Consider the following 25772-nt stretch of genomic DNA (forward strand, 5'->3'; position numbering starts at 1 on the left):
ATGTACAAACGGGTCAGACTCAAGGACACAGTCGAGGTGCCACCGAAGCACCTCGCGGACGTGTCTCCACAACTGGTAAAGCAGCTGTTACAGGACAAACTCGAAGGGCGGATGGACGAAGACGTGGGCAGCATCGTCAGCGTGACGAAGGTCCACGAAATCGGCGACGGCGCGGTCATCCCGAACAAGCCCGGCGTCTACTACGAAGCGGATTTCGACGCTCTCACCTACGACCCACAGATGCAGGAAGTCGTAGACGGCGAAGTCGTCGAAGTGGTCAACTTCGGCGCGTTCGTCGGCATCGGTCCCGTGGACGGGCTGCTCCACGTCTCACAGATTTCAGACGAATACCTCGCGTTCGACGAGGAAGGCCAACAACTGGCCTCCCGCGAGTCCAACCGCGCCCTCGGTGTGGGCGACTCGGTTCGCGCCCGCATCGTCACGAAGAGCATCGACGAGCGCAACCCACGCGACAGCAAAATCGGCCTCACGGCCAAACAGGTCGGCCTCGGCAAACACGGCTGGCTGAAAGAGGAGCGCGAACGCCGGCAGGCCGCTGCGGGTGAATAACCATGGCAAAGAAGCGCAAAGTGTGTCGCGACTGCCACCGCGTCCTCGAAGTCTCGGACGGTGACGTCTGTCCGGACTGTGGGTCTACGAGCCTCACCGAGGACTGGGCGGGCTACGTCGTCATCGCCCATCCCGAGAAGAGCGACATCGCCAAAGAGATGGGCGTCACCTCGCCGGGCGCCTACGCACTGAAGGTTCGATAGTGACCGACGACGCCGTCCTCACGCTCCCCGACGAATTGCGGTCGGCGTTCAAAGACCCGCTCGGACCGCTGTTTACCGACCCGGACGAACTCCTCCAACAGGCAGGGCGCCCGATTATCGCCGTCGGCGACATCGTCACCTACCATCTGACGCAGGCGGGCGTCGTCCCCGACGTGGCCGTCATCGACGGCAAGACCAAGCGCAAAGCCGTAGACGAGGCCATCTCCGAGGCCATCGGCGGGTACGACCGTCGTCTCACGTCGGTCAACCCGGCCGCGACGCTCACCGAGGAGTTGCTCTCGGTGCTGCGGGAGGCCATCGACGCGCCGGAGACCGTCGTCATCGTCGTCGAGGGCGAAGAGGACCTCGCGACGCTGCCGGCCATCGTCGCCGCCCCGGAGGGGGCAAGCGTGGTCTACGGCCAACCCGACGCGGGCATGGTGCTCGTCACCGTGACGCCGGAGGTCCGCCATCGCATGTTTTCCCTGCTCGAAGCGATGGCGGGCGACCACGAAGCGGCGTGGACAGCCCTCGGCGTTGACGCAGAATAGGCCGCCAGTCCCTTCGAAATCCTTTTAGCCGGTTCGCCGCCAAATCCCTGTAACTGAGTTACCATGGACATTACCATCCTCGAAGAATCGGAAAATCCGATGCTTCACCGAACGGACGTTCGCTTCGAAATCATCCACGACGAGGCCACGCCGTCGCGCCTTTCGGTCCGCGACAGCCTCGCCGCGAAACTGAACAAAGACGCCTCGGAAGTCGTCGTCCGCAAGATGGACACGAAGTTCGGCATGCGCAAGACCCGCGGCGTCGCGAAGGTCTACGACAGCTCCGAGTTCGCCCGTGAGGTCGAACAGAAGCACATGCTAGAACGCAACAAGATTCTCGCAGACGGCGAGGACGCAGACGCCGAGGCGGAGGAAGCGTAGATGGCCCGTCACGAACTCTACAACGAAGACGGCACGACCGACCGCGAGATGTGCCCAGAGTGTGGCGACGCATTCCTCGCAGAGCACAGTGACCGCTTCCACTGCGGCCGCTGTGGCTACACCGAGTGGAAATAGGGAATGCGCGTACTCGGTATCGAGGGGACCGCGTGGGCGGCGAGCGCGGCGATTCACGACACCGAGACCGATTCAACTGTTATCGTCTCAGACCCCTACCAACCAGCGACGGGTGGGATTCACCCGCGCGAGGCCGCAGAACACATGGCCAGTGCCATCCCTCGCGTCGTCTCCGAGGTCCTTGACGAGGCAGCGGGCCCCGTCAACTACGTCGCCTTCTCTCGGGGACCGGGACTCGGCCCGTGTCTCAGAATCGTCGGTACGGCCGCCCGGTCGCTCGCACAGGCACTCGACGTTCCGCTCGTCGGCGTCAACCACATGGTGGCTCACCTGGAAATCGGCCGCCACCAGTCGGGATTCGACTCGCCGGTCTGTCTGAACGCGAGCGGCGCGAACGCCCACCTCCTCGGCTTCCACAACGGGCGCTATCAGGTGCTCGGCGAGACGATGGACACCGGCGTCGGCAACGCAATCGACAAGTTCTCTCGGCACGTCGGCTGGTCGCATCCCGGCGGCCCGAAAGTCGAAAAGTACGCCGAGGGCGGGGAACTCATCGACCTGCCCTACGTCGTCAAGGGAATGGACTTCTCGTTTTCCGGCATCATGAGTGCGGCCAAACAGGCCTACGACGACGGCGCGTCTGTCGAGGACGTCTGTTTCTCGCTGCAAGAGAACATCTTCGGGATGCTCACCGAAGTCGCAGAGCGCGCGCTCTCGCTCACCGGAAGCGACGAACTCGTCCTCGGGGGTGGGGTCGCCCAGAACGCCCGCCTTCAGGAGATGTTGCGGACGATGTGCGAGGAGCGGGGCGCTGACTTCTACGCCCCCGAACCGCGCTTCCTGCGCGACAACGCCGGCATGATTGCGGTGCTCGGCGCGACGATGGCGCAAGCAGGCGACACCATCGCCGTCGCGGAGTCGGCGGTCAACCCCGACTTCCGCCCGGACCAGGTGCCCGTCACCTGGCGCGAGGACGAGAGCGTCGCCGTCGTTGGCGAGGCCGGACGTGAACTGGTCGGCGCGGAGGCCACCGTCACCGTCGAAGGTAACCAGGTCGTGAAACGCCGCCTGCCCAAGACGTATCGCCATCCCGAGTTGGACGCCCACCTCCGCAAGACTCGCACCGTTCAGGAGGCGCGTCTGTTCAGCGAGGCGCGAAAACACGGCGTCCCGACGCCCGTCGTCTACGACGTGGACGTCCGCGAGGGCGCGCTCACGCTCGAATTCGTCGGCGAGAAGGATTTGAGTGCGGACCTCACCGCCGCGCGCGTTCGGGACGTGGGCCGCCACCTCGCCGCGCTCCATCGGGCGGGATTCGTCCACGGCGACCCGACGACACGCAACGTCCGCGTCGGCGAGTTCACCTACCTCATCGACTTCGGCCTCGGGTTCTACACCGACCACGTCGAGGACTACGCGATGGACCTCCACGTCTTCCACCAGAGTCTGACGGGGACGGCGAGCGACCCAGAACCGCTGCGCGACGCGGTAGAGGCCGGCTATCGCGAGGCGGGCGACGAGCGCGTCCTGCGCCAACTCCGGGAAATCGAGGGTCGCGGGCGGTATCAGGAAAGCCACTAATTCCTTAACCCTCCCCTTCGTATGCGTTCGTATGGCTGACAAACCATCGTCCGGAGAGATACTGGGGATTCCGTACAACTTCGAACGCCCGAGCCTGAAGCGCATGCTGCAGTCGTACTGGCAGCCAGGCGACGAGATGCTCGTCGAGAAGCCCTTCGGCATCGGCTACACCCTGAACCTCGCCAATTGGCGGTCGTGGATCGTCCTCGGCGTCGTCGGCGCACTGCTCTACCAGGAGCGCAACAAGGTCGTCGAGAAAGAAGACCTGCCGGACGAGGGGCCGGTCGAGGTCATCGTCGACTGAGCGCGACTCGTTTTTCCGCCCGGCATCGACATTCGACAGGCTATTTTCTCCCGCCCACGCCCACTTGGATATGCTCCGGTTCGTCACAGGCAACGAGGGGAAGGTCCGCGAGGCAGAAACCTACCTCACGGAACCACTCGCACAGGCCGACTTCGACTACACCGAAGTCCAGAGCGACAGTTTAGCCGAAATCGCGCTCCACGGCGCGCGAGAGGCGTTCGACCACCTCGACGGCGACGACCCCATCATCGTAGACGATTCGGGACTGTTCATCGACGCACTCGGCGGCTTTCCCGGCCCGTACTCGGCGTACGTCGAGGACACCGTCGGCGTCGAGCGGGTCTGGAACCTCACCGAGATGGAGGACAATCGCCGCGCTCGATTTCGTTCTGTGGTGGCCTACTACGACGGCGAACGGGCGGAGACGTTCGAGGGGAGCGTTCGTGGGCGCATCGTCGCGCCCCGCGGTGAGGGTGGCTTTGGCTACGACCCAATCTTCGAGCACAACGGGACGACGCTCGCGGAGATGGACGTGGAGACGAAAAACTCGATTAGCCACCGCGGGCGGGCGCTGGCGAAGTTCGCCGAGTGGTTCAGCACCGACGGCGAGTGGAATCCGGGCGTGCCGGAATAGGCGCGAGCGTCGAGGGTTGCCTGCCCCAGTCTACGCACGCGGGTCGCGGTCCGGGCCGGGATACTCGCCGCCGCCGACCACGTCGTAGAGCGATTCGGGGTCGAACAGTTTTGCGAAGGCGTCGGGGTGCTTGACGCTCGTTTTCACGCGTTTTTGCATGGCTGCACCGGCTTTCGCGCTCCGGAAGCCTTCGTCGAACGAGAGGATGTGGGCGGCCTGCCCGTGGTAGGCCGAGGCGAGCGCGGGGTGGTCTTGTGGCGGGTGTTCGACGCGCACTCGGAGGGTCTCGATTTTCGCGCGCCAGTCTGCGGCGAGTTCGGCGTCCGCGAGTCGGGTGATGACGGCTTCTGCGTCGTCGAGCAACTCGTCTGAGGCCACCAGTTCGACCCACGAGTGGCGGCGAACGTGGTCGAGCGCCTCGCGGGCGGGGCCGCCGACGAGCAGGTCCGCGGCCAACACGTCCGCGTCGCCGACCACGCGTGCGGGGTTCGGATTACTCATCGCGCACCTCGGTGAGGGCGTCTCGCACCGCTCGTTCGGTGGTTTCGTGACGCGCCGCACGCTCGAACAGGTCGGCCCAGGTCATGCTCGCAGGTTGCAGGGCGCGGGCGAAAACCGTTACGCGCGCCGGGAGAGAAGCCACCAGCCAGCGAGGCCGACGACGAAGGCGACGCCCACGCCGAAGACGAGGCCGAGCAGGCCCACCGCGATGGTGACCGGCAGGTGGTCTGATTCGAGCGAGACGCGACCCAGCTGGAGGGCGACCACGACGAGAAGGACGCCGAGCAGCGCCATCGGGAAGCCAACGAGCACGCCCGCCACGAGTGCCGCAAGCCCGTAGAGGACGCCGAGGATGACGTTCGCGCCGCCGGTTCGCGCACCGAAGGCGTACTTGCCGGCGAGGCCGCCGCTGCCGTGGCACATCGGAAGGCCGCCGAGCGGGACGGCGAGCAGGTTCATCGAGCCCATGCTGCCGGCGAGGCGGTCTGCGGACACGTCGCGGTCGAAGAGGTCGGAGAGCAGGAGCGAGGTGGCGACGGCGGCGTTGCCGACGGTCATCGCTAACTGGCCGGCGAGGCCCTCCGTTGCGGCGAGCGAGAGCGTGGGTGGCCCGGCCGGGAATAGTGCCAGCGAGGGAACGGAAACAGTAAACGGCGTCTGTGAGAGGGCCACGAAAACCCCGACTCCGAGCACGACGAGCGCACTCGCCTGCGTGTATCCGAAGAGCGCGACGACGCCGACGAGTGCCACGCCGCCGACGGCGATGGCTGGGTCACCGACACCAAGGGAGAGACCGGTCTGGGCGAGCAGGAGGGCGACGGCGAGTTGTACGCCTCGGATGACCGGTAATCCCACGATTTCGGAAAGTCGAGAGAGCGTTCCCAGTCGCCCCGCGACGAGCAAGATTCCCCCGGCCAGCAGGCCCGCGGCGACGAGTTCGCCGTGGGTGATTGCGCCGGCGATCGCGAGTCCGGCGAGTGCCTTCATCGGTTCGACTGAGAGGGGAAGTCCGTAGCGGACGCCCCAGACGACCTGAAACAGCCCGAAGAAGAGCAGAATGTGGGCGAGCGACGCCTCTGTGAGCGTTCCAATCGCGACGATGAGCGGGAGGGCCGTAATCGAATCTCCTAACGCGCCAGTCAGTTCGTTCGTCGTGAATTTGAGTGCCGGACGGGTCCGCTCGGCGTGCCCAATCGCCATCGTGTGGGTCGTAGCGCTCGATTGGCTTCATTCTTCTCAGTAACCTCATCTCCAAACGTTTTCCACACGATGCAACCAAATTTGGTTATTCCGCTTCATCAAGATTTAATGCGGGTACCGCCATCGATACGCTCAGGATGCAACGACGACGGTTCCTCCAGGCGACGGGCGCGGGCGCGCTTCTCGGGCTCAGTGGCTGTCTCGACTCCGATGGCAACGACGCGGCGAACAACCAACAGACGCCCGCCCAGTCCGGGCAAATTGGCGACGGCGAACTCGTCCTCGCGACGACGACGAGCACGTACGACACGGGCCTGCTCGACGCGATTCACCCAACCTTCGAGAAGAACTTCGGCGTGACGATAAAAACCCTCTCGAAGGGAACGGGTGCGAGTCTCCGTACCGCCCGTGACGGGGACGCGGACGTCATCCTCGTCCACGCCCGGAACGCAGAAGACAAGTTCATGCAGGATGGCTTCGGCGTCAACCGCCGCGACGTGATGTTCAACGACTTCGTCGTCGTCGGGCCCGAGGACGATTCGGCGGGAATCAACGGAATGGGGAGCGCCACGGAAGCGTTCTCGACCATCGCCGAGTCTGAAGCCGTGTTCGTCTCTCGCGGCGACGATTCCGGCACGCACAAGAAAGAACGCATCATCTGGGAGGAGGCCGGCGTCGAACCGAGCGGTGGGTGGTACCGCGAAGTCGGGAAAGGGATGGGTGATACGCTCATCCAGGCAGACCAGACGGGTGCCTACACGCTCGCAGACCGGGGGACGTACCTCTCGATGCAGAGCGACATCGACCTCGTCATCCACGTCCAGGGGCCGCTCAAGGGTGGACCGGTCATCCTGAAAAACCCCTACGGCGTGATGGCCGTAAACCCCGCAAAGTACGAGGACGTGAACTACCAGGCCGCGATGGCGTACATTGGGTTCCTCACGAGCCCTCAGGGCCAGTCGATGATCGAGAACTACACCGCGAACGGCTCGCAGTTGTTCTTCCCGAACGCCATTTCAGAAGAGCCGAACTTCGAGCAGTACGTCCCCCAGGGTTACTCCGCGTCGCAGGCGCAGTCGCTCTCGACGCGCGACAAGCAGTACCTCTACTGGGTCGACCAGCAGGTTCCGGCCGATTACTAACGGCCACTTTCACCCACAGCGTGTGCCCGCCCGATTCCCCACTCACAGAAATACAAGGAGGAAGCCCACGGCTTTAGCCGTCCTCAGAACGGCAGAGCCGTTCTGATGGGCTGCACAAGAGCTGTACTCTTGTGAACGTGGGAGGAATCCGATAGCAGATGGATACCGACGACGTTACATTGCCAACCCCATCGAAAACGCTTTGATTGGTGGTGTTGGCCCTTGAACTGCCTGATTGGGATGTTGCACCACGGGAACTTCGTCCAACACAGGCACACGTCGCGGGCGCACTGCGAGCGACGTGAACCCCGCTTCGTGGGGCGAGGGCGCATCCTCTCCGTCGAAACATCCGACGTCCAGCATGGAACACTGTACCACGGGGCACAAGAACCGCAGGCGGTTGTGCTACCTCCACGTTTCGGTGGACGCTGTTCTGGCCACGTCCGCGTGAGACACGCACTCCCTGTGGGTTGGGTCGCCCGTCAGGAGGCCCGAGAGTCCGAGACGATGAACACGAGTGGTTGCTCCATGCTCCCACGCTGTCAGGCGTTAGAGTCGGAGTCTCCTGGACAATTAAATTGCCACGGCGGGTGGCCCACCGCTGAGGCAAACCCACGACTGTAGTCGTGAGTACCTGACTCGTGGCCTTTTAGTCACCTGACACCCGAGGACAGCACGTGTTAGAGAGCCTCGCGGACCTGAACTGGCGCTATCTCATCAGCATCACTGTCGTGTCCCTCCAGGTGAGCACGACGGCGGTGCTGTTGAGCACCCTGTTCAGCCTACCCGTGGCGCTCTCTGTAGGATTCACCGACTTCCCCGGTAAGCGCGTCGTCACCGCCGTCATCAACACGGGGATGGGTCTCCCGAGCGTGGTCGTCGGCCTCGTCGTCTTGCTCGCGCTCTCTCGGTCCGGCCCCCTCGGGAGCCTCCAACTGTTGTTCACCCCGGAGGCCATGATCATCTCGCAGGTCATCCTCGCGGCCCCCGTCATTACGAGCGTGACGCTCTCGGCCATCGAGAGCGTCGGCCAATCGGTCAGAGACGCCGCCTATGCCGCCGGTGGCACCCAACTGGACGTGGCCCTCGTCGTCGTCAAAGAAGCCCGGTACGGCATCGTCACGGCCATTCTCGCGGGTTACGGTCGGGCAATCAGCGAGGTCGGGTCGATTCTTATCGTCGGGGGGAACATCGTCCTCTCCGACGGCACGTCGCTCACCCGAACGCTCACGACAGCCATCACCGTGGAGGCTCGACGCGGGCGCTTCGAGACGGGTATCGCCCTCGGTATCGTCCTCCTCGTCCTCGTCCTCGGCGTGAACGCGCTTGGGGCGTGGGTCCGCGACCGCGGACGGTGGGACGCATGATTCGAATCGAGAACCTCTCACACGGCTTCGACAACGGGCGGGTCCTCGCCGACGTTTCGCTCGCCGTCGAACCGGGCGAAGTCCTGGCTATCGTGGGTCCCTCTGGAACCGGGAAAACGACGCTGTTGCGCCTGCTCGCGCTGTTCGAACCGCCTCAGGAGGGGTCGGTTCGCGTAGACGACACGGACGTCTGGTCGCTCCCACGAGAGAACCGCCTCGCGCTCCGACGACGCATCGGCATGGTGTTCCAGGACCGAAGTCTGTTCAGTACGACCGTCGGCAAGAATGCGGCCTACGGCCTCGAAGTGCGTCGGTCGTGGACCGACCGCCTCGCCGGGCGACTGTCCCGAAACGGCACCCACGAGGCGGTCCTCGACGCCCTCGAAACGGTCGGCATGCGCGACCAGGTAGACCAACACGCCCTCGGGCTGTCGGCGGGTGAAGCCCAGCGCGTCGCGTTCGCCCGGGCACTCGCCGTCGAACCGGACGTGCTCCTCCTCGACGAACCGACCTCGAATCTGGACCCCCGGAACACCGCGTTGCTCGAACAGGCCGTAGACCGGGCGCGTGATCGTGGCATCGGCGTCGTCATCGCGACCCACGACATGCAGCAAGCACGCCGCGTGTCCGACCGCACGGCGGTGCTGTTGGCTGGTGAGTGTATCGAACGCGGGCCGACAGAACGAGTGTTCGAGCACCCACACGACGAGCGGGCGCGAAAGTTCATCACCGGCGAACTGGTGTACTAGCTGGCCGTCGCCTGTCGGTTCTCACCAAGCAGGACGTTTTTCACTTCGTCCATGTCACCAACCTCTGCGATGACCGAGACGCGATCTCCCGGCTGGACGACGGTCTGGGGTAGCGGGATAGTCTGGGCGTTGTGCGCCCGACCGTGGGCGTAGAGGACGGCCCGGTCTGGGAGTTCGATTTCGCTGATGTGCAGGTCGATGACCGGCGAGTCGTCGGGCAGCGAGAAACTCGCGAGCGAGAGGTCTGCGGTGAGGTCTGCGATGATGTTGAAGTCGCCGCCGAGCAGCGCGTTCTTCGCGCCGATAGCTCCGAGGCGCTCGGGATAGATGATTTCGTCTACCTCTGCCGCGTACTTCTGGTAAATTTCTTCGCGGTAGTCCTCGTCGATGCGCATGACCGTTCGACAGCCGTGGTTCGCGGCGACGATACAGGCCGCGTAGTTCACGTTCAGGTCGCCGGAGAGGCCGCCGAAGGCGTCCGCCGAATCGAGGTCTGCGTCGTTCAGTATCTGTTCGTCCATCGCGTCGCCTTCGATGACCGAGAACCCCTCGTCGCGGGCACGGTCACACTTTTTCGGGTCGATTTCGATGATGGTGACGTCGTGCCCCTCCTCTTTTAGAATTCGCGCGGTTCGGTGACCCACGCGCCCGAAGCCTACAATGACATACCTCATACGGCCTCCATACGACGGCGGGCGTAAAAACGTTAGTTACTGACTATCACGTCGCAAGCTTCAGGCTCATCCTCCGTCTTCGTGGTGTATGGCGCGACAGCGAACCGCCGTCCGGGGATTCGGTCTCGCGATGATCACCCTCGCGTGCGGTGGTCAGGTCTGGCTGTTCACCATGGTCGGAACGCCCGCGGTCGGCGAGTGGTTCCTCTACCTCTCGCCAGCCTTCGGACTGCTCGGATTCGTCGGCTTTGGCACCCTGCTCACCTCGTATATGGACCGGTAATCGCTCACTTCACGCCGCTCCCGTCAGTTAATTTCAGAACGTTGGACAGTAGATATAAGTTCGCGCGGCCCAATCGTCCATCCGGGGGTGGGACGCGGTGACTGTGCCACGAACCTCGTCAGTCCGGTTCGTCGCATACCGCCCTGAATGCCGTCGGATTGGGGTCCCGGCGGCGGTCCCCTTCGTTTCGACGCAGACGCGACAAGCCGTGCTCACGTCCGTCATCATCCACGGTTCGTGGCTCGACTGTCCACGCCGTCTCCTGCCCCTTTCGAAAAACGAGGAGTGACGACTATTCTTCGCCGTGTGGCGGCTGGAGCGCTGCGTTGCTCGGCCGCGACCCGCTGAACTTCGGCGCGGCGCGTTTGCCGCGGTCGTCGCTGAGGAACACGATTCCGCGACCGATGTCGCTCGCGATGGTCGTCCCGCGCTCGTAGACGGCCCCCCAGAACGAGGACCCATCGGGGTCGTAGCGAGACAGTTCCTCGGGATTCGCAGGGTCGATCACGTTGAACACCGTGAGGCCCCCGTCGTACCACGAGGTATAGAGGCGATTGCTCGTCACGTCGAAATTATGCGACGTGCGGAACGCCTCGACGTCAGGCGGACTGATGCGTGCCACCTGTTCGGGATTGTCGAAATCAGTCACGTCGAACACCTTGATGCCGCCGTAGTCGTCGTTGTCCGGTTTGTCGACGTATCCGCCGGGGAACGTCTCTGCGCCCACGAACACGTACTTGCCGTCGGGAGTTGGTTGGACGTAGTGGGAATTCCCCGGGAGGGTGAGGAGGCGTTCCCAGAGATTCCCGTTGGGAGCTTGGTCCGCGTTCGGAGCCATTCCGAACCCGCTTACAGCCTCGGGGTTTGCCGGGTCGCTCACATCGAGCACCCACGTCCCGGCGTCCCAGTAGGCGAGGTAGGCGTAGTCACCCTGAACGTACACGTCGTGGATGAAATTGGTCTCTCGGTCGAGTTCCGGTCGGTCGTCCTCGACGGCCCACCGCGAGAGCAGCGACGGGTTCGTCGGGTCGCTCACGTCCACGATTTGCAGTTCGCTGTCGTCGAACGGCGCTTCCTTCGCAATGTAACAGACGTCTCCGACGAGGTAGTGGTTGTGGACTCCCTCGGGAAGGACCTGCCACGTCCCCTGGAACTCGGGGTTCGCTGGGTCGCTGATGTCGTAAAAGTGCGTCCCGATTTCGTCTTCGGGAGCGCGGTCTTCGTCCCCATCGCCGTCGCCGTGGTCGTGTTCTTCGCTACCCTGACTGCTGATGGCGAGCAGGTCGCCGTCTACTTTCACGTCCCAGACGCCCGCGCCGGGGACTTCCATGTCTACGAGCAGTTCCGGGTCGTGGGGTTTACGCCAATCGACGACGGCGAGTCCATCGTTCGTCGCCGCGTAGGCGTAGGTTCCCTGCGTCGTCACCTCCGTGATTCCGCTCACGCCGACTTCGCCGAGCAGTGAGAGGGTTCGGTCGTCTTGTTTCGCACTCGCTACGCCCATACCGCCCGCCGCAACCGCGGAGGCGCCGAGCAACTTGAGCGCCTGCCGTCGTGTCGTGTGGTTGGAAGGCATAATCCATCCCTTCGGTCACGCCGGAATTAATTAAAATATTCTTACGTTAGGAATAATATTGACGTTGATAGTTTGACACGCTTGCGCAGCTGGTTTTGCGACGACGGCCACGCGAGACAGACGACCTAATCGTCTTCAAACGCCGCGTCAGAACGACTGGTCTTCTTCGTCTTCGGATTCGCTCGCCTCGTTTCCGCTCGTTCCCCTGTCCGTGTACCCCTCGCGTCCGACGTACTCAGCTGGCAGATTTGCCTGAATCGACTCGAACAGTTCCACTGGCGAGCCGTACTCCTCGTCTTCGATGTGCGAGAGCACCTCCGCGATGGTCAGCTCGTCGTCGGTGTTCGCCGATTCGAGTTTCGTCTCCCCAATCTCCTCGCGGACCGTCGCGATGTCTGCGGGAAAGTCGAGTTCGGATTCGAGGTAGTCCTGCAGTTCTTGAACGTCCATGCTCGGAGATTCGTGAGCCAGTGGTTTCGGTGTTGTGGCAGTCTTCACGGCAATCCAAACTCCCACGTCCTTCGCAGATGCCGTATGTGGACGCCTCACGGCTCCTGTCCGCACACGTTCATCTTCTCACGCGACGCTAGATACACCTGTGCCAACGATCCGAACGAACGACGTTCTCACCTACTACGAGGAGCGTGGCGACGGGCCACCTCTCGTGTTCATTCACGGGGCCATCGTGGACCACAACCAGTGGAACCCGCAGATAGACGCCCTCAGCGACGGCTACCGGACCATCGCCTACGACGTGCGCGGCCACGGCCGAACCGGCGGCTCCGACCGAGACGCCTACTCCATCGACCTCTTTGCGGACGACCTGGACGCGCTCATCGACGGCCTCGGCCTCGACCGGCCAGTCCTCTGTGGCACCTCGACGGGTGGCTGCATCGCGCAGGTGTACGCCGCCCGCCACCCCGAGAAGATTGCCGGCCTCGTGCTTGCGGACACGTTCACCCCCGCCCTCCTCACTCGCGGCGAGTGGCTCCAGCGGTCTACGATGCTCAAAGCGACAATTCCGTTCGTCCGCCTCGTCGGCTACGAGCGCGTCGAGAAGGTCCTTGTCAGGATTCAAGAACGCCTCTCCCGGGGCGCGAGCGGCGATTACGAGCACATCGAACGGCTCCGCGAGCAGGGACCAAAGATGACCACCGACGAGTTCGCGAAGGTGATTCGCGCCGTCGCAAGTTTCCACGAGACGACCGTCGAGTACGCGGCGATTACCGCCCCGACGCTCGTGCTCTACGGCGAAAACGAACCGCCGTTTCTCCGCCGCCACGCACCCCTCCTCGGCGCTCGAATCGACGGGGCCGTCGTCCGGACCGTCCCCGAGGGTGGCCACGCCTCGAACCTCGACAACCCCGCGTTCTTCAGCGATGCGATGCGGGCGTTTCTGGAGGCGAACGTCGTGACTGTGTAGGATTTGGATTGCTGAGACACGTGAGGCTGGGATTTGAACTCAGTCGCTAACGCTCCTTGCTCAAATCCCGCTGACGGCTCACTACTCACTCGAAACGACTCGCTATCGCTCGTTGTGTGAGTTCGTAAGAAGAGCCTAGGCCGGGATTTGAACCCGGGCTCTCGTCCTTACCAAGGACGCGCTTTACCGCTAAGCTACCCAGGCAGGCATTACCCACTTACGGCGGTTTGTTGTTAGACGTTTCGATTCGCATCAGGGGTCCGTCGCCGAGGTTCGGACCCCGTCGTCCAGTCCCTTGCCCGCGTCGTGGGCCGCGAGATGGCCCGCGAGCGACTTCGTGACGGCGTCCGTGTAGAGAATCGTCGCCGTGGGGAAGGCGACGGCCTCATAGGTCGTCGTCAGGTTGCGGACGAACGCCCGCAGGGCGGGTGAGATAGTCGCGCCGACGGCGGTGGTTCCCGCGACGAGCGCGAGGTCGAGGACATCGCGTTCTAAGTTGCGGTCTAAGTCGTCGGTGTCGGCGTCGGGTTCGCCTCGCAGCGTCTGGTCGCGGCCGAAGGCCTGGACCGTCGCGACGGCGTTGTTCGCGGCTTCGGTCCGGGCGAGAAGGTGAAATCCGCGGGAGACGAGCACGTCCGCGGCGAGTACGTCCAAATTCGCCTGTTCGACGTTGGTCTCCCACGAGGGGTTCTGTGTGAGGGTTCGCGTGAGGCGAAGGCCTTCGTAAATTAGCTGGACGCCCGCGGCCCGGGTTCGAATCGCGTGTGGTTCGGCACCGTCGATGGCCTGGGCACAAAGGAGCGTCAGGACCCCCGGGGCCATCGACCCTGTAGAGAGTATGGCCTCCAAGTCGCCACGGAGGCGCACTGGCTCGATTTCACGTATCGCGTCCAGCGCGGCGCGGCGGACCGCATCGGCTTCCTCCATTGCCCCAATTTAGCGGCGGGAAGGGCAAAGACCTTTGGAAACGGACGGTCACTTCCTGCCATGATTTCGACCACGGATACCGGGGCTTTGCGGGTGGTCACTCTGGACCGCCCCGCCCAGCGAAACGCCCTCACGGTCGACGGTCTCGAAGCCCTCTCCGAGGCCGTCACCGAGACGGACGCGACAGTCGTCTACATCCACGGCGCGGGCAGCGCCTTCTCCGCGGGGGCAGACCTCTCCGAAGTGCGGGACTTGGACGGCCAAGCAGCGAAGGAGTTCGCCGAACTCGGCCAGCGCGTCGCCGCGGACATCGAGAATGCGGAGGCCGTCACCGTCGCGGGTATCGACGGCGCGGCGCGCGGTGGCGGCGTCGAACTCGCGCTCGCCTGCGACGTTCGGGTGGCGACCCAGCGGGCGACGTTCGCGGAACCCGGCGTCGTGTTCGGCCTCTTCGGTGCGTGGGGCGGGACGGTTCGCCTGCCGAAAATCGTCGGCCAGGGCGAAGCACTCGACATCGGCCTCACCGGTCGCATTATCGACGCGGACGAGGCCCTTCGCGTGGGGCTCATCTCCCAGATCACCGAAAACCCGCAGGCGGTCGCAGAGCGCATCGCGTCGAACAACCCGGCTGCACTCCGAGTCGTGAAAGAACGCATCAGAGACGAGGCCACGACGGACGCTCAAGAGCGCGCCGAGGCCGAGGCGTTCGCCGACCTCGTCGAGACGGCGGTCGATTTTGACTCTCACCGAAAAGGTTGAGTCGCTTCCACGTGCAGGAGTTGCTAACCAATGCCCGAGTGTTCGTACTGTGATGCGTCGTTCGCAGACGAGGCGGCCTACCACCGTCACCTGCGCGACGAACACGCCGCAGAACTCGGGCCAATCGACCGCAGACGGGTGGGCGTAGACCGCGACCAGCCGACGGCCGTCGATGCCGCACCCTACGCGCTCGTGGTGGTCGTCGTCACCGTCGCGGCCATCATCGGCTACGTCACCTTCTTCGCGGGAAGCGACGAGATTCGCCCGACGAACTTCGGCGGCGCGCACTTCCACGGTCCAATCACAGTGACCATCGGCGGTGACCAGCTGGATTTCAGCCAGGACCGCTTCCAGCGTCAGGACGCCGCCTTCCACTTCGAGGGCGGTGACGGCACCACCTGGCACGGTCACGCGAATCAAATCACGCTCAAATACGCCATGGGGACACTCAACATCTCGGTGACGGAATCGACTGTCTCGTACGACGGCACGACCTACTCGGAAGCCGACGGCGACACGGTGCGCGTGCAGGTAAACGGCCGGTCTGTGACGCCGGGTGACTATCTGCTCGCTGAGGGTGACCGCATCGCCATCGTCGCGGAAAAAGGGTAGGTCCCGAAACGGAACGCCTCAGTGCCCCGAGAGCGGGTCGGGGCCCGGCGGGACGTGACGTTTGTGCTCGCTTTTCGTGTACAGTTCGTCTACCCGGTCGACGACGGACTCGTCTACGCCGAGGGTCGCCATCGTCTGTGCCTTCGTGAGCGGGCCGTCTACGTGCAGGGCGAGCACCTGGTCTAAGGTGTCGTAGGAGACGCCCATCTCTTCTTCGTCGGTCTGGCCGACCCACATCTCCGCGGTAGCGGTCTTCGCCGCGAGGTCTTCGGAGACGCCGACGTGGCGGGCCAGTTGCCGTACCTGCCCCTTATAGAGGTTCGCGATTGGGTGGCAATCGACCGCGCCGTCGCCGTACTTCGTGAAGTAGCCGACGAGCGCCTCAGACCGGTTGCCCGTCCCGAGGACGAGTCGGCTGTCGTGATTCGCGACGAGGTAGTTGAGCACGGCTCGCGTGCGGACGCGGACGTTCCCGGCGGCGAGCTGGTCGTCTGCGGCCTCCGGCACGGCGGCGAGGAACTCTTCGACGATGGGGTTGATTTCGATGACGTCGTACTCGATTTCGAGCAGCTGGGCGACGCGCTCTGCGTCGCTCATGTTGTCCGCCGCGTTGACCTCACTCGGGAGGACGAGGCCTCGGACGTGTTTCTTCCCGAGTGCTTCGACCGCGAGAAACGCTGTGAGCGTCGAGTCGATACCGCCCGAGAGACCGAGGACGGCCCCATCGACGCCCGCGGCGCGAACCTGGTCGCGGATGAACTGAGTGATGTGTTCGCGGTGGGCGTCGAGTTCGGCCTCTGTAAACGAGAGGTCGATTCGAGTTGCGACGTCGGCGGACTGAGTATCGGTCATTGGCGAAAGTAGGGGCGGGAGCGTCAAATAGCCTTGTTACCACGGCGAATTTGTGGACGTTCGTAGCGCGAACGGGGCCGTGGCTCGTCGATTCGAGGGTCTGAGAAGTGCGCCCGCCGGGAATTGAACCCGGATTGTAGCCTTGGGAAGGCTAAGTCATGCCATTAGACCACGGACGCGCTGTCTGCGTCTTTCCATTCTTCGGCGTCACACTTGAACGTAGCGCTTCTCGCGGGTCGTGACTGCGCGGCTGTACAGCGATTCGGTTCCGCAGCGGATGTACGTTCGCCCTCACGTCCCGTAGGTTCCGGGTACGGGCAACAGCGCGTAGACGATGGCCGAGACGACAGTCACGCCGCCGAGGACGAGGAACGTCGTCTCGAACCCGGAGAAATCGCTGAGGAGGCCGACGAGGGCCGGACCCGCCGCGCCGACGAGGAAGAACACGGTTCGGACGAGTCCCCACGATGCGCCCTGCACCTCGTCCGGGAGCAACCGGATGATGTAGGCGTTCGTGACCGGATAGGTCCCGAGTCGCACCCCGACTACGGCCGAGAGAATGGCGAACGGGACGACCCCGGAGACGAACGGGACGACGAACAGCGGGAGTGCGCCGATGGCCGCCGCGACGGCGAGGACGGCCCGGTCGCTGTACGTGTCGGCGAGGCCGCCCGCGAGCGGTTGGGCCACCGCTCCGGCGAGGAAAATGAGCCCATAGAGTCCCGCCGCTGTCCCCTGATTGAGTCCCTTCACTTCGGTCAGGTAGGTCGGAAAGAACGCGGCGAAGCCCTGAAAACTCGAGAGCAGGAGCGTAATCGCGACGACGGCGATGAGTACCGGACGCTTGAGCACACCCTCGACGATGCCGTCCATATCCTTGGCGACACTGCGCCCATCGTTGCCGACTGCTGCAGACCGGGCACGAGGGACGACGCGCCAGACGAACAGGGCGATGAGCGCGAACAGGGGGACGAGCAGGCCGAGGGTGGTGCGCCAGCCGATGCTGACCACCAGCACCCCGGCCAGAAAGGGGATCAGCGCCCCGCCGATGCTCCCCGCGGCGAACGTCACGCCGATTGCGGTTCCATCGCTTTTGTCGTACACTGCAGAGAGTATCGTCCCGCGTGCCGGGCCGTAGAGTCCCATCCCCAGGCCGAGCAACAGGCTACCGAGGACGAACGCGGCGAACAGCGGCGAGAGTGCGAGTCCGGCGACGGCAAGCGCGGTGAGGCCGAGACTCGCCACGAGGAGCGTCCGCTCGCCGAAGCGGTCGACGAGCAGCCCCGCCGGAAACTGCATGATGGCGTAGCCACTCCACAGCGCGGAGTAGGCGAGGCCGGCGGCGGCGTTGTCGAGGACGAACGCCGTCTTGATTTGCGGTAGAATCGCGGGCACCGCGGCTCTGAGTCCGTAGACGAGAAACCAGCCGAGCGCAATCGAAACGAGAATCGGGCCGCGGCCATCGCTCCAGAGTCCCCGAACGTTCGCTGCGAGTGAGGTTCGTTCGGGGGACTCTGTGGCCATGCACCGGGCGTTTCGGGCGAGCCCTCAAAACGGTATGTGAGCCGTCAGGGTCTGCCGGATTCTCAGGTTGCCTCGGTTAGAGGCCGCCCTGATTGACGCTGGTCGTCCAGCCTGTTCGTTCGCCCGACATGCTCGTTCCGCTTCTGAAGCGATTGCCCGTCACGATCCCGTTCTTGAGCGAGGCGCGACTGTACTGGTACAGCTTTCCGGCTTTGAAGTCGTTGTTCTGAAGCCGGATGTAGTCGGCACCGTCGTCGAGCAGCAGCGAGAGGCCGTCGTCTCCCTTCCCGTGATAGAACGTACAGCCACTGATGTCCACCCACGGCGCGTCGATGACGAGGCCGTGGCGCTTGCCGTCGGACGGCGGGTTCAACCGGACTTCCCAGTCCTTAATCTTCACGTTCGCGCGGCTGATGCGCCCGAGTTGCGCCCGGGTGCCGCTCCCGCCAGTGTCGTTGATGGTCCAGTTCGAACAGACGATCATCCCTTCGTCGTCGCCGCTGCCCCTGAACTCACAAATGTACTGGGAGTCGTCGGAGTTGACGTGAATGTTCGTCAGTTGGCAGTGTTTCGTGTCCTCGTTTACGCGAATGAGTTCGGAGGGCGTCCCCTGAATCGCATCGATGTAGATGCTGTTCGCGACGGCGTGGCGGGCTTTCGCGACCCAGAGGGCGGCATAGGAGTAGTCGCGGTCCTCCGCGTCGTCGTTTATCAGGTGGCACTTGTACGCGAAGTCACCGTCGCCGAGGCGAAGCATCCCGGCACCACAGTTTTTGATCTGGGTGTTTCGGACGCTCACCTGGCCGTTGTGTCCGGCGCTGTAGATGCCGTTGTTGATGAACCCCTCGATGAACGAGTTCTCGATGACGATGTGACCGAGGTGGTCACGTTCGAGCGAGATACCCATCGGATGTTCTTGCTCCCTTTGCTCCGGGTTGTAGTATCCGCCGTCGGGCATGGTGACGCTCACGTAGCCGCGACCGGTTTCCTTGAGCAGGGTCGGGTGGATGGAGTAGACCTGACCGTAGTCGCGGTCCATCTCGCCGATGATTTTGATGTTGTTGATGTAGAGGTATTCGTCTACGGCCGCCTGGATGGAGGAAGCCGCACACTGGGGCATGGTAATGTCGAACGTGATGTTCTCTGTGAGGAACATGTCCGCGTTGTCCTTCGCCCCGCTGCCCAACTTCAGGAAGTGGGTCATCTGCGGATCTCTGCATTTCACCCTCGCCTGTGGCTTCCCGATAATACCGAAGGCGTCGAACTTCTCGACGGTGACTGCGGTGTTCCAGGTGTACTCGCCCTCTGGGAGAACGTAGATGGTCGTGCTGTTGACGCCACCGTCGAAGTCGTCCTTGATGAACTTCCCGAGGTCGTCGTCCGTTCCCGGCTGGATGCCGCGCTCGGTGACGTCCACGACGTTCCAGCTCTTGACGGACATCGAATCGAGGATTGCGCCCTTGGTGATTTCCAGGCTTCCTGGATTTACGGCACCGGCATCATCCTCGTCTGCGCCCGAAATCGGCGACTGGAATTTGACCGGGCCGGGGGCGTCGCCGTCGCCCTCGTAGGCCCGCATCGACCACGTTTGGGCGGTCGAGTCACGGAGTTGGATGGTCCCGTTTCCGGAGCCGGAGGTGCTCCAGGACGAGAAATCATCCGACGTCGTGATGTCGTTCAGATTGAGGATGTTGTTCCCCTCCATGTTGAGGTTGCCGTCGATGGAGAGGGCGTCGTTCTCCGGGGTCAGATTTCGGAACGATGCGTTGGGGGATGGTCGGCCGTTGCCAACCACGCTCAGCCCTGTGAGCCCCGCCAGCGCGAGTAATCCCCGTCGAGTCGTATCGAACGTCTCGTCGTTGTCGTCCGGTTCGTCAGTATTTTCTTTCATGCTATAAATTGCCCCTCGGCAAGACAGTAACGTACTAACGACTGTTATTATAGAGTGACTAAACTATGACGAAACGAAAGGATGATGCTGCGTTAACAACTCGTTATCCAGCATAATTACGGGTTATTCCGGGTTTTACGGGCTCGTATTCCGGATGAAACGACATTTTCGAGATTGACATCTACAGTGGCTCACATTTTCGGCATCCGGCGGGTGTTTTTCCCGACAACCGTTATCGGAGCGGCCTTTCGACGTAGCAACCCCGTTATCAGGTAGGTAACAATACCCATGGCTCACTCATCACATACTGGGGGAAACGCGTGTACGGACAATCGGACAATTCGGCAACCGTGGGGGGTCGCCGATGAAAACAGTCTCAACAGGTATCGAAATTTTAGATCGCAAACTCGGTGGTGGCATTCCGGCCGGCAGTATCGTCGCGCTCGTGGCGAAGCCTGCGAGCCAGGCAGAACTGGTGCTCTTGGAATTGACTGCCGAGCACGAAACGCTGTATCTCACCACCCAGCGATCCGCACAGGCGGTCCGCGACGCGATAGACCGAACGTCTACGCGAGTGGGTGAACCGGTCGTCCAGGAAGTCGAAGCTGAAGCGCCAATCGACCACGCGCTGGCACTGATTCGGCAGCTGCCAGAGGGGGTCAACCTCATCGTAGACTCCGTCGACGTGCTCGAAGCAGATGGGGGCGTTCGGTATCGCAACTTCCTGAACGACCTCCAGACTCACATGGTGAACATCGGCGGCGTTGCCTACCTGCACTGCCTCGACGGGCGGGCCGTTCCGCCGATGCGAGATACCACCGAGTACATGGCGGACCTCGTCTTCACGCTCTCGACGGACGTGAAGGGCGAAACCATCGAGAATCGCCTGACGATTCCAAAGTATCGCGGCGGGGCCGCGATTCGAGACGCCATCAAGCTCCAGTTGGCAGACCGAGTCGCCATCGACACCAGCCGCGACATCGCCTAGTCCTGCGTTTTCTCCCCGAGTTCTGCCCGAAGTTTTTCAGTTGCAGATTCATCGAACCGCAGCGGTCGTCGCCACCACGGTCCCTTTCCAGAATCGCTGGACCACTCGGTGACGGCGTGATTCGCCGTCGCTCCCGCCTCCGGCGTGCTGAGCGGGAACGCCCGGTCGAACAGGCGCGACTCATTGGGGTCGCCGCGAAGCAACACTCGGGCGTCGAAGGGATCGCGTTTGAGGTGGGCGTTCGAGGCGAATGCCGCTTTCTCAGTCGCCGAAAGCTCGTCGAAATCGTCGCCCGAAACCGGGTCGCGGGCGAGTTCGAACTGCCCGATGATGTAACAGCCCCAGCGCGGGGCAATCCAGGGCGCGGGGTCGTCGCCCGCTGTCGAAAGGGTGGCGTAAAAGTACACGAAATCACCCGCTTCGAGCGATTGCAGCGGTCGGGCTTTGACGCCGAACGGGTCGCCGTAGGTGTAGTTTTCACACGGACCATAGTCGGCGAACTCCGGGTCCAAGTGGACCGGTGTCTCGCGGATTTCTGCTGGTATCTCCATCGAGAGACCGAGGTCTGCGTAGGTCGGGACCGGGTCGGTCGTGGACGCTTCTTCCGGTATCGGGACGTACTCGAAACTGCCGTCGTCGTAAATCGGGCCGCGAAAGCCGGGCGCGTTGGTGTTCGCGCCGATGTTGATGGCGACGCTTCGTGGCATAGTGGTCACTCGGGGCACGACGCTAAAACGTTAAACGGAGAGTGGCTGGATACACTCTTTGCAAAAGACGAACACCGGGTCTGCCTCGTTCTGGGTGCCACAATGTGGACACTGGCGGAACTCGCCCGGGACGTGCCCGCTCTGGGTTCCGTAGTCCGCAGTCGCGCTCGACCCCTCGTACCCGGAGGCGTCGCTCGGCGAGAATTGTTCGAATCGAGACTCATCGCTCGTGCGGAGGTATTGGTAGACCAACAGGTGGATGACGGTGAACCCGATGATGTAGGCGACAACCCACCCCCACGCGTCGAGCATACTTTGAGATACGGTGTCAAGGTACTTTGTCTCTTCGGCGTTACAGGCCCTTAGGCTGGTCTAAGCCGGATGACGCGATCGTCACCGTCCTTGGCAAGTCCGCGCCCGTCTCGATTGCTCGTCGTGACGTAGAGGTGGCCGCCCGGTCCCGAAAATGCCGTCCTGAGTCGGCCGAATTCATCGACTAACAACTGTTCTTGTTCGGTTACAGTCCGGTTATCGAACCGAATTCGCCGCAGATACGACCCTTTCAGCATCGGCACGAAGAGGTCACCCTGCCACTGGCTGATGGGGCCGTCGTAAAACGCCGCGCTCCCCGGGGCAATCGTGGGCGTGTAGGAGACGAGCGGGTCGGTGTACTCGCCACCGGAATCGCCCATCACGTCGGGCCAACCGTAGTTGTTCCCGGCTTCGAGGACGTTGATTTCGTCCGCGCGGTCCGGGCCGTGTTCACTCGAAAAGAGCACGCCGTCATCACGGAAGGCGAGGCCCTGTGGATTCCGGTGGCCGTAGGTGAACACCGCGTTGTCGAAGTGATTGTCCGGGTGTGGTTCCCCGTCGAGGGTCAGGCGTAGCACCTTCCCGTTTAACGTCTCTGTGTCCTGTGCGCCGTCGCGTTCGCGGGCGTCGCCCGCCGTCGCGTACAGTGCGCCCTCGGGACCGACCGCGAGGCGGCCGCCGTCGTGGGTGGTCGCGCCGGGGATGCCCGAAACGATTTCTTCGAATGCCCAGTCGTTCCCGACGTCGTGGCGGAGGATACGATTCAGCATTCGCGTGTTCGGGGTGTGCGTCTGGTAGGTGTAGGCCACGTCGGGGTCGTCGGGGTGGAACACGAGGCCGAGCAGGCCCGCCTCCCCCCTCGCTGCCGTCGCATCGGTCATGTCCCGGACCACCTCGCGCTCGCCGTCGCGAACGCGGACGATGCGGCCCGGGCGCTCGGTGAGATACAGGTCGCCATCGCGAAACGCTGCCCCCCACGGGACTTCGAGGCCGGTTGCGAAGGTTTCGACCACGACCTCCTGGTCACCGACTGTGGTCGTCGAATCGTCGGGGGCGGACCCGCCGAGGCCGGGGAGGGTACAGCCGGCGAGTCCGGCCGTGGCAGTGGCTGCGACGCCTGCGAGGTAGGCGCGTCGATTCATGCTCGCAGTTAGGGCTCACGGGCGGAAAAGCCCTCGTCTGCGAGCAATTCCGACGTTTCCGCGTGGCGCTTTGAAAGGGCGACGTACCGGTCGCCGGCGGCGAACCAGCCCGAGTCCTCCAGTTCGAACTTCACTTCGGCGGGCGACCCGGCCACGAGCACGCCGCCGGGGATTTCGGTGTCCTCGGTGACGACGCTGCCGGCCGCGACGATGGACTTCTCGCCAATTACCGCCCGGTCGAGGACGACGGCGTTCATGCCGACGAGACTTCGCTCGCGTACCGTCGCGTCGTGGACGATCGCGCCGTGGCCGACGGTGGCGTAGGGTTCGAGGACGGCGTCCTCGTGGAGCGTCGCGTTGTCCTGGACGTTCGCCCCTTCGCCGATTTCGATGGTTCCGACGTCCCCTCGGAGGACGGCGTTCGGCCAGACGCTGGCGTCGGGACCGATTCGCACGTCGCCGATGACCACGGCTGCGGGGTCGACGTAGGCACTGTCTGCGATTTGGGGTTCCTTCCCGTCGAACGAGCGGAGCATAGCCTCGCTTGGTGGGTCTGGGCCAAAAGTCCTCGTCTGGGTGGGAAAATCAGTTCGGCGGCTGTCGCGTGCGCCCGAATTCGTCGAACTCGTCTAACTCCTCGGGGAGTTCGTACGGAATCTTGCGCTCGTCGCGGTGGCTCTCGTAGCGTTCGTCGACCGGGTGGGCGACTGACTCCCAGCCGGGTTTGACGCGGACGCTCTTTGCGGGCTGGCCGACGACGACGTGGTGGGGTGGCACGTCGTGCTGGACGACCGACCGGGCACCGGCGACCGAGTTTTCGCCGACTTTGACCCCGGCGCGAACCATCACGTCGAACGTCAGGCGTGCGTCGTCTTCGACGATGGTGTGGAAGTTTTCGACGGCGGTCTGGTCGTTGATGTCGTGGTCGTGGCTGTAGATGTGGACGCCGTCGGAAATCGAACAGCGACGCCCGATGGTGAGCTTGCCGCGGTCGTCAAGGTGGACGTCGTCGTGGATGACGGTGTTGTCGCCGATGGAAATGTTGTGCCCGTAGGTCATCGTGACGCCCTTGAAGATGCGGAGGTTGTCGCCTGCATCCTCGAAGAGGTGGTTCGCGAGCATTTGCCGGAAGCGCAGGGCGAACTCGATGTTGTCCGCCATCGGCGTCGCGTCGAACTGCCGCCAGAGCCACTGGAGGTGTTTCGAGCGCTTGAACTTCTCCTCGTCTTTCTCCGCGTAGTACTCGCTTTCGAGGGTGGAGTTACACGGGTCGTAGCCCTGCAGGCGAACGCGCTCTGCGGTAGAGACCGACTCGCCGTTCTGCCAGCGTTCGTATGCGTCTCGGTCGCCGTAGAGGTCTACGAGAACGTCCTCTACGACCTCGCAGGTACTTTCTTCGTCACCCGAGAGTCGCTCATCGACCTCGTCGATGAACGCCCTGACGCCTGCCTCTGCGGCGTCAGGCAGGTGGACGTGTCGCTTCGTCATGGCAACTCGTTCACGCTGGTGACTGATAGGGGTTTCCGTTACGGCACTTCCGGAACCGCACTCCACAATAACTGTAACGGCCGGTCGGGGCAGAATGCACACGGATAAGTGCGTCTCGTCCCTACCCCCGCCCATGCACTACCGAACACTCGGCGACTCGGGCGTCGAGGTCAGCGAAGTCGGCTTCGGTGCGTGGGTCGTCGGCACCGACTGGTGGGGCGACAAATCGGAAGCCGAATCCATCGAGATGGTCCAGCACGCCCTCTCCGAGGGAATCACCTTCTTCGACACCGGTGACGTGTACGGCCACGGCCGCAGCGAGGAACTCATCGGCCAGGCACTCGCAGAACACCGCGACGAAGTCACCATCGGCACGAAAATCGGCTACGACTTCTACAACCACGCGCAGGCCGGCCACGGCGAGATTCCGAAGAACCTCGACCCCGACTGGATGCGCCAGTGCGTCGAAAAGAGCATCGACCGCCTCGGCGTCGAGCACATCGACTTCCTGCAACTGCACAACGCGAACGTAGACGAGGTCACGCCCGAGGTCATGGACGTGCTCTACGAACTGCGCGACGAGGGCCGCGTGGATGCCCTCGGCTGGGCGCTCGGCCCCTCGATTGGGTGGCTCGCAGAAGGCGACCGCGCCGTCGAACTCGACTTCGACGCCATCCAGACGGTGTACAACATGTTCGAGCAGGTGCCCGGCCAGCACTTCCTCGACACCATCCGTCGTGAGAACGCGGACACCTCCATCATCGCCCGCGTGCCCCACTCCTCGGGCCTCCTGAACGAGCAGGTCCGTCCGGAGACGGAACTCGAATCCGGTGACCACCGTGGGTTCCGCCCCGACGCCTGGTACGAAACCGGCTGGGATAAACTCGAAACCGTGCGCTTCCTCGAACGGGATGGCCAGCGCTCCATGGCCCAGGCCGCAATCCAGTGGCTCCTCAGCCACGACGAAGTCGCCTCCGTCACGCCGACGTTCCACTCCACCGACGACATCACCGAGTGGGCCGCTGCCTCCGAGACGCCGCCGCTCTCGCCGGAAGAACAGGAGCGCGTCGCCGCGCTCTACGAGACCAACTTCGAAATCGACCGCAACGACGGCATGGACAGCCTTCGCTCCTCTGTCGATGGCGAAGACATCGAAGCCGCCGGCCTGAAACTTAAGAACGCTGGCGCGTAATCGCAACCCCTCGGTTGCAACTCGAAAACCGAATGCAGGCTGGCGTCTGACGCTGATTTTCGTTCACTTTCACCACGGTTTACCTGTCAGCGACAGCGCGTAAC

At 63.5% G+C, this 25772-nt stretch carries 32 protein-coding genes and 2 tRNA genes; 18 read left to right on the forward strand and 16 right to left on the reverse strand.

Annotated elements, in window-relative coordinates; all coding sequences use genetic code 11:
- From P1M51_RS00695 to rdgB, 8 genes are all read left to right on the forward strand, one after another.
- Positions 1 to 570, forward strand: a complete 570-nt coding sequence (locus P1M51_RS00695) for a DNA-directed RNA polymerase (RefSeq protein WP_276246265.1) — start codon at positions 1 to 3, stop codon at positions 568 to 570.
- 2 nt (positions 571 to 572) lie between these two features.
- The gene (spt4, locus tag P1M51_RS00700; RefSeq protein WP_276246266.1) at positions 573 to 773 is read left to right on the forward strand and encodes a transcription elongation factor subunit Spt4; all 201 of its coding nucleotides are present in this window, start codon (positions 573 to 575) and stop codon (positions 771 to 773) included.
- Positions 773 to 1324, forward strand: a complete 552-nt coding sequence (locus tag P1M51_RS00705; RefSeq protein ID WP_276246267.1) for a GTP-dependent dephospho-CoA kinase family protein — start codon at positions 773 to 775, stop codon at positions 1322 to 1324. Before spt4 ends, P1M51_RS00705 begins: the two co-directional genes overlap by 1 nt.
- Before the next feature lie 63 nt (positions 1325 to 1387).
- Positions 1388 to 1705 (forward strand): 30S ribosomal protein S24e, encoded by a 318-nt coding sequence (locus tag P1M51_RS00710; RefSeq protein WP_276246268.1) that lies wholly within the window; start codon positions 1388 to 1390, stop codon positions 1703 to 1705.
- Positions 1706 to 1840 carry a 30S ribosomal protein S27ae gene (locus tag P1M51_RS00715; RefSeq protein WP_276246269.1) on the forward strand — a complete coding sequence of 45 codons (135 nt, stop codon included), beginning with the start codon at positions 1706 to 1708 and terminating at the stop codon, positions 1838 to 1840.
- Between the two features lie 3 nt (positions 1841 to 1843).
- Complete coding sequence (locus P1M51_RS00720; RefSeq protein WP_276246270.1) at positions 1844 to 3421, forward strand: bifunctional N(6)-L-threonylcarbamoyladenine synthase/serine/threonine protein kinase; 1578 nt, start codon at positions 1844 to 1846, stop codon at positions 3419 to 3421.
- A 31-nt stretch (positions 3422 to 3452) separates the two neighbouring features.
- Positions 3453 to 3725, forward strand: coding sequence for a DUF5808 domain-containing protein (locus tag P1M51_RS00725; protein ID WP_276246271.1), 273 nt, complete (start codon positions 3453 to 3455; stop codon positions 3723 to 3725).
- Positions 3726 to 3795: 70 nt separating this feature from the next.
- Positions 3796 to 4359 carry an RdgB/HAM1 family non-canonical purine NTP pyrophosphatase gene (gene rdgB, locus P1M51_RS00730; RefSeq protein ID WP_276246272.1) on the forward strand — a complete coding sequence of 188 codons (564 nt, stop codon included), beginning with the start codon at positions 3796 to 3798 and terminating at the stop codon, positions 4357 to 4359.
- Between the two features lie 30 nt (positions 4360 to 4389).
- Here rdgB and P1M51_RS00735 read toward each other — a convergent pair whose 3' ends face one another.
- Both P1M51_RS00735 and P1M51_RS00740 read right to left on the reverse strand, forming a co-directional pair.
- Entirely contained in the window at positions 4390 to 4860 is a 471-nt protein-coding gene (locus P1M51_RS00735; protein WP_276246273.1) for a hypothetical protein, read from the reverse strand.
- A gap of 117 nt (positions 4861 to 4977) precedes the next feature.
- Entirely contained in the window at positions 4978 to 6060 is a 1083-nt protein-coding gene (locus tag P1M51_RS00740) for a putative sulfate/molybdate transporter (RefSeq protein WP_276246274.1), read from the reverse strand.
- A gap of 137 nt (positions 6061 to 6197) precedes the next feature.
- On the opposite strand from P1M51_RS00740, the gene P1M51_RS00745 reads away from it, so the two are divergent.
- The 3 genes from P1M51_RS00745 to P1M51_RS00755 all read left to right on the forward strand — a co-directional run bounded on the left by P1M51_RS00745 (position 6198) and on the right by P1M51_RS00755 (position 9318).
- Positions 6198 to 7202 carry a substrate-binding domain-containing protein gene (locus tag P1M51_RS00745; protein WP_276246275.1) on the forward strand — a complete coding sequence of 335 codons (1005 nt, stop codon included), beginning with the start codon at positions 6198 to 6200 and terminating at the stop codon, positions 7200 to 7202.
- A gap of 677 nt (positions 7203 to 7879) precedes the next feature.
- Positions 7880 to 8569 (forward strand): ABC transporter permease, encoded by a 690-nt coding sequence (locus P1M51_RS00750; protein ID WP_276246276.1) that lies wholly within the window; start codon positions 7880 to 7882, stop codon positions 8567 to 8569.
- Complete coding sequence (locus tag P1M51_RS00755) at positions 8566 to 9318, forward strand: amino acid ABC transporter ATP-binding protein (RefSeq protein WP_276246277.1); 753 nt, start codon at positions 8566 to 8568, stop codon at positions 9316 to 9318. Before P1M51_RS00750 ends, P1M51_RS00755 begins: the two co-directional genes overlap by 4 nt.
- On the opposite strand, the gene P1M51_RS00760 is transcribed toward P1M51_RS00755, so the two are convergent.
- Positions 9315 to 9992 carry a TrkA family potassium uptake protein gene (locus tag P1M51_RS00760; protein ID WP_276246278.1) on the reverse strand — a complete coding sequence of 226 codons (678 nt, stop codon included), beginning with the start codon at positions 9990 to 9992 and terminating at the stop codon, positions 9315 to 9317. The two genes, P1M51_RS00755 and P1M51_RS00760, sit on opposite strands and share 4 nt — an antisense overlap.
- A gap of 88 nt (positions 9993 to 10080) precedes the next feature.
- Here P1M51_RS00760 and P1M51_RS00765 point away from each other — a divergent pair, with 88 nt between their 5' ends.
- On the forward strand, positions 10081 to 10275 hold the full coding sequence (locus P1M51_RS00765) for a hypothetical protein (RefSeq protein WP_276246279.1): 195 nt from the start codon (positions 10081 to 10083) through the stop codon (positions 10273 to 10275).
- Between the two features lie 103 nt (positions 10276 to 10378).
- A complete protein-coding gene (locus tag P1M51_RS00770; protein ID WP_276274746.1) occupies positions 10379 to 10564 on the forward strand; it encodes a hypothetical protein in 186 nt (61 codons plus the stop codon).
- A 3-nt stretch (positions 10565 to 10567) separates the two neighbouring features.
- Here P1M51_RS00770 and P1M51_RS00775 read toward each other — a convergent pair whose 3' ends face one another.
- The gene (locus P1M51_RS00775; protein WP_276246280.1) at positions 10568 to 11851 is read right to left on the reverse strand and encodes an LVIVD repeat-containing protein; all 1284 of its coding nucleotides are present in this window, start codon (positions 11849 to 11851) and stop codon (positions 10568 to 10570) included.
- A gap of 147 nt (positions 11852 to 11998) precedes the next feature.
- Complete coding sequence (locus P1M51_RS00780; RefSeq protein ID WP_276246281.1) at positions 11999 to 12301, reverse strand: hypothetical protein; 303 nt, start codon at positions 12299 to 12301, stop codon at positions 11999 to 12001.
- Positions 12302 to 12449: 148 nt separating this feature from the next.
- Between P1M51_RS00780 and P1M51_RS00785 the strand changes: the two genes are divergently transcribed.
- Positions 12450 to 13274, forward strand: a complete 825-nt coding sequence (locus P1M51_RS00785; RefSeq protein ID WP_276246282.1) for an alpha/beta fold hydrolase — start codon at positions 12450 to 12452, stop codon at positions 13272 to 13274.
- Positions 13275 to 13406: 132 nt separating this feature from the next.
- On the opposite strand, the gene P1M51_RS00790 is transcribed toward P1M51_RS00785, so the two are convergent.
- Together P1M51_RS00790 and P1M51_RS00795 are read right to left on the reverse strand one after the other, a co-directional pair.
- Positions 13407 to 13478, reverse strand: a tRNA-Thr gene (locus tag P1M51_RS00790).
- A gap of 48 nt (positions 13479 to 13526) precedes the next feature.
- The gene (locus P1M51_RS00795) at positions 13527 to 14201 is read right to left on the reverse strand and encodes a hypothetical protein (RefSeq protein WP_276246283.1); all 675 of its coding nucleotides are present in this window, start codon (positions 14199 to 14201) and stop codon (positions 13527 to 13529) included.
- A 60-nt stretch (positions 14202 to 14261) separates the two neighbouring features.
- Here P1M51_RS00795 and P1M51_RS00800 point away from each other — a divergent pair, with 60 nt between their 5' ends.
- Both P1M51_RS00800 and P1M51_RS00805 read left to right on the forward strand, forming a co-directional pair.
- Complete coding sequence (locus tag P1M51_RS00800; protein ID WP_276246284.1) at positions 14262 to 14960, forward strand: enoyl-CoA hydratase/isomerase family protein; 699 nt, start codon at positions 14262 to 14264, stop codon at positions 14958 to 14960.
- A 30-nt stretch (positions 14961 to 14990) separates the two neighbouring features.
- Positions 14991 to 15572 carry a hypothetical protein gene (locus P1M51_RS00805; protein WP_276246285.1) on the forward strand — a complete coding sequence of 194 codons (582 nt, stop codon included), beginning with the start codon at positions 14991 to 14993 and terminating at the stop codon, positions 15570 to 15572.
- An 18-nt stretch (positions 15573 to 15590) separates the two neighbouring features.
- On the opposite strand, the gene P1M51_RS00810 is transcribed toward P1M51_RS00805, so the two are convergent.
- The 4 genes from P1M51_RS00810 to P1M51_RS00825 form a co-directional block, all read right to left on the reverse strand.
- Positions 15591 to 16424, reverse strand: coding sequence for an NAD+ synthase (locus tag P1M51_RS00810; protein WP_276246286.1), 834 nt, complete (start codon positions 16422 to 16424; stop codon positions 15591 to 15593).
- Between the two features lie 108 nt (positions 16425 to 16532).
- Positions 16533 to 16603: transfer RNA gene (locus P1M51_RS00815), tRNA-Gly, on the reverse strand.
- 112 nt (positions 16604 to 16715) lie between these two features.
- Entirely contained in the window at positions 16716 to 17948 is a 1233-nt protein-coding gene (locus tag P1M51_RS00820) for an MFS transporter (protein WP_276246287.1), read from the reverse strand.
- Positions 17949 to 18024: 76 nt separating this feature from the next.
- Entirely contained in the window at positions 18025 to 19839 is a 1815-nt protein-coding gene (locus tag P1M51_RS00825) for a hypothetical protein (protein ID WP_276274747.1), read from the reverse strand.
- A 364-nt stretch (positions 19840 to 20203) separates the two neighbouring features.
- Between P1M51_RS00825 and P1M51_RS00830 the strand changes: the two genes are divergently transcribed.
- The gene (locus tag P1M51_RS00830; RefSeq protein ID WP_276246289.1) at positions 20204 to 20827 is read left to right on the forward strand and encodes a transcriptional regulator; all 624 of its coding nucleotides are present in this window, start codon (positions 20204 to 20206) and stop codon (positions 20825 to 20827) included.
- On the opposite strand, the gene P1M51_RS00835 is transcribed toward P1M51_RS00830, so the two are convergent.
- From P1M51_RS00835 to P1M51_RS00855, 5 genes are read right to left on the reverse strand one after another with little or no spacing between them, the layout of a single operon-like run.
- Positions 20824 to 21534 carry a hypothetical protein gene (locus P1M51_RS00835; RefSeq protein WP_276246290.1) on the reverse strand — a complete coding sequence of 237 codons (711 nt, stop codon included), beginning with the start codon at positions 21532 to 21534 and terminating at the stop codon, positions 20824 to 20826. The two genes, P1M51_RS00830 and P1M51_RS00835, sit on opposite strands and share 4 nt — an antisense overlap.
- A gap of 30 nt (positions 21535 to 21564) precedes the next feature.
- A complete protein-coding gene (locus P1M51_RS00840; protein ID WP_276246291.1) occupies positions 21565 to 21846 on the reverse strand; it encodes a hypothetical protein in 282 nt (93 codons plus the stop codon).
- 50 nt (positions 21847 to 21896) lie between these two features.
- A complete protein-coding gene (locus tag P1M51_RS00845; RefSeq protein WP_276246292.1) occupies positions 21897 to 22988 on the reverse strand; it encodes a sorbosone dehydrogenase family protein in 1092 nt (363 codons plus the stop codon).
- Between the two features lie 8 nt (positions 22989 to 22996).
- Positions 22997 to 23524 carry a gamma carbonic anhydrase family protein gene (locus P1M51_RS00850; RefSeq protein ID WP_276246293.1) on the reverse strand — a complete coding sequence of 176 codons (528 nt, stop codon included), beginning with the start codon at positions 23522 to 23524 and terminating at the stop codon, positions 22997 to 22999.
- 49 nt (positions 23525 to 23573) lie between these two features.
- Entirely contained in the window at positions 23574 to 24476 is a 903-nt protein-coding gene (locus P1M51_RS00855) for an acyltransferase (RefSeq protein WP_276246294.1), read from the reverse strand.
- A gap of 133 nt (positions 24477 to 24609) precedes the next feature.
- Between P1M51_RS00855 and P1M51_RS00860 the strand changes: the two genes are divergently transcribed.
- Complete coding sequence (locus P1M51_RS00860; RefSeq protein WP_276274748.1) at positions 24610 to 25668, forward strand: aldo/keto reductase; 1059 nt, start codon at positions 24610 to 24612, stop codon at positions 25666 to 25668.
- The last annotated feature ends 104 nt before the right edge of the window (positions 25669 to 25772 follow it).

It is taken from the genome of Haladaptatus sp. QDMS2 (genome assembly GCF_029338295.1).
Classification (GTDB): Archaea; Halobacteriota; Halobacteria; order Halobacteriales; family Halococcaceae; genus QDMS2.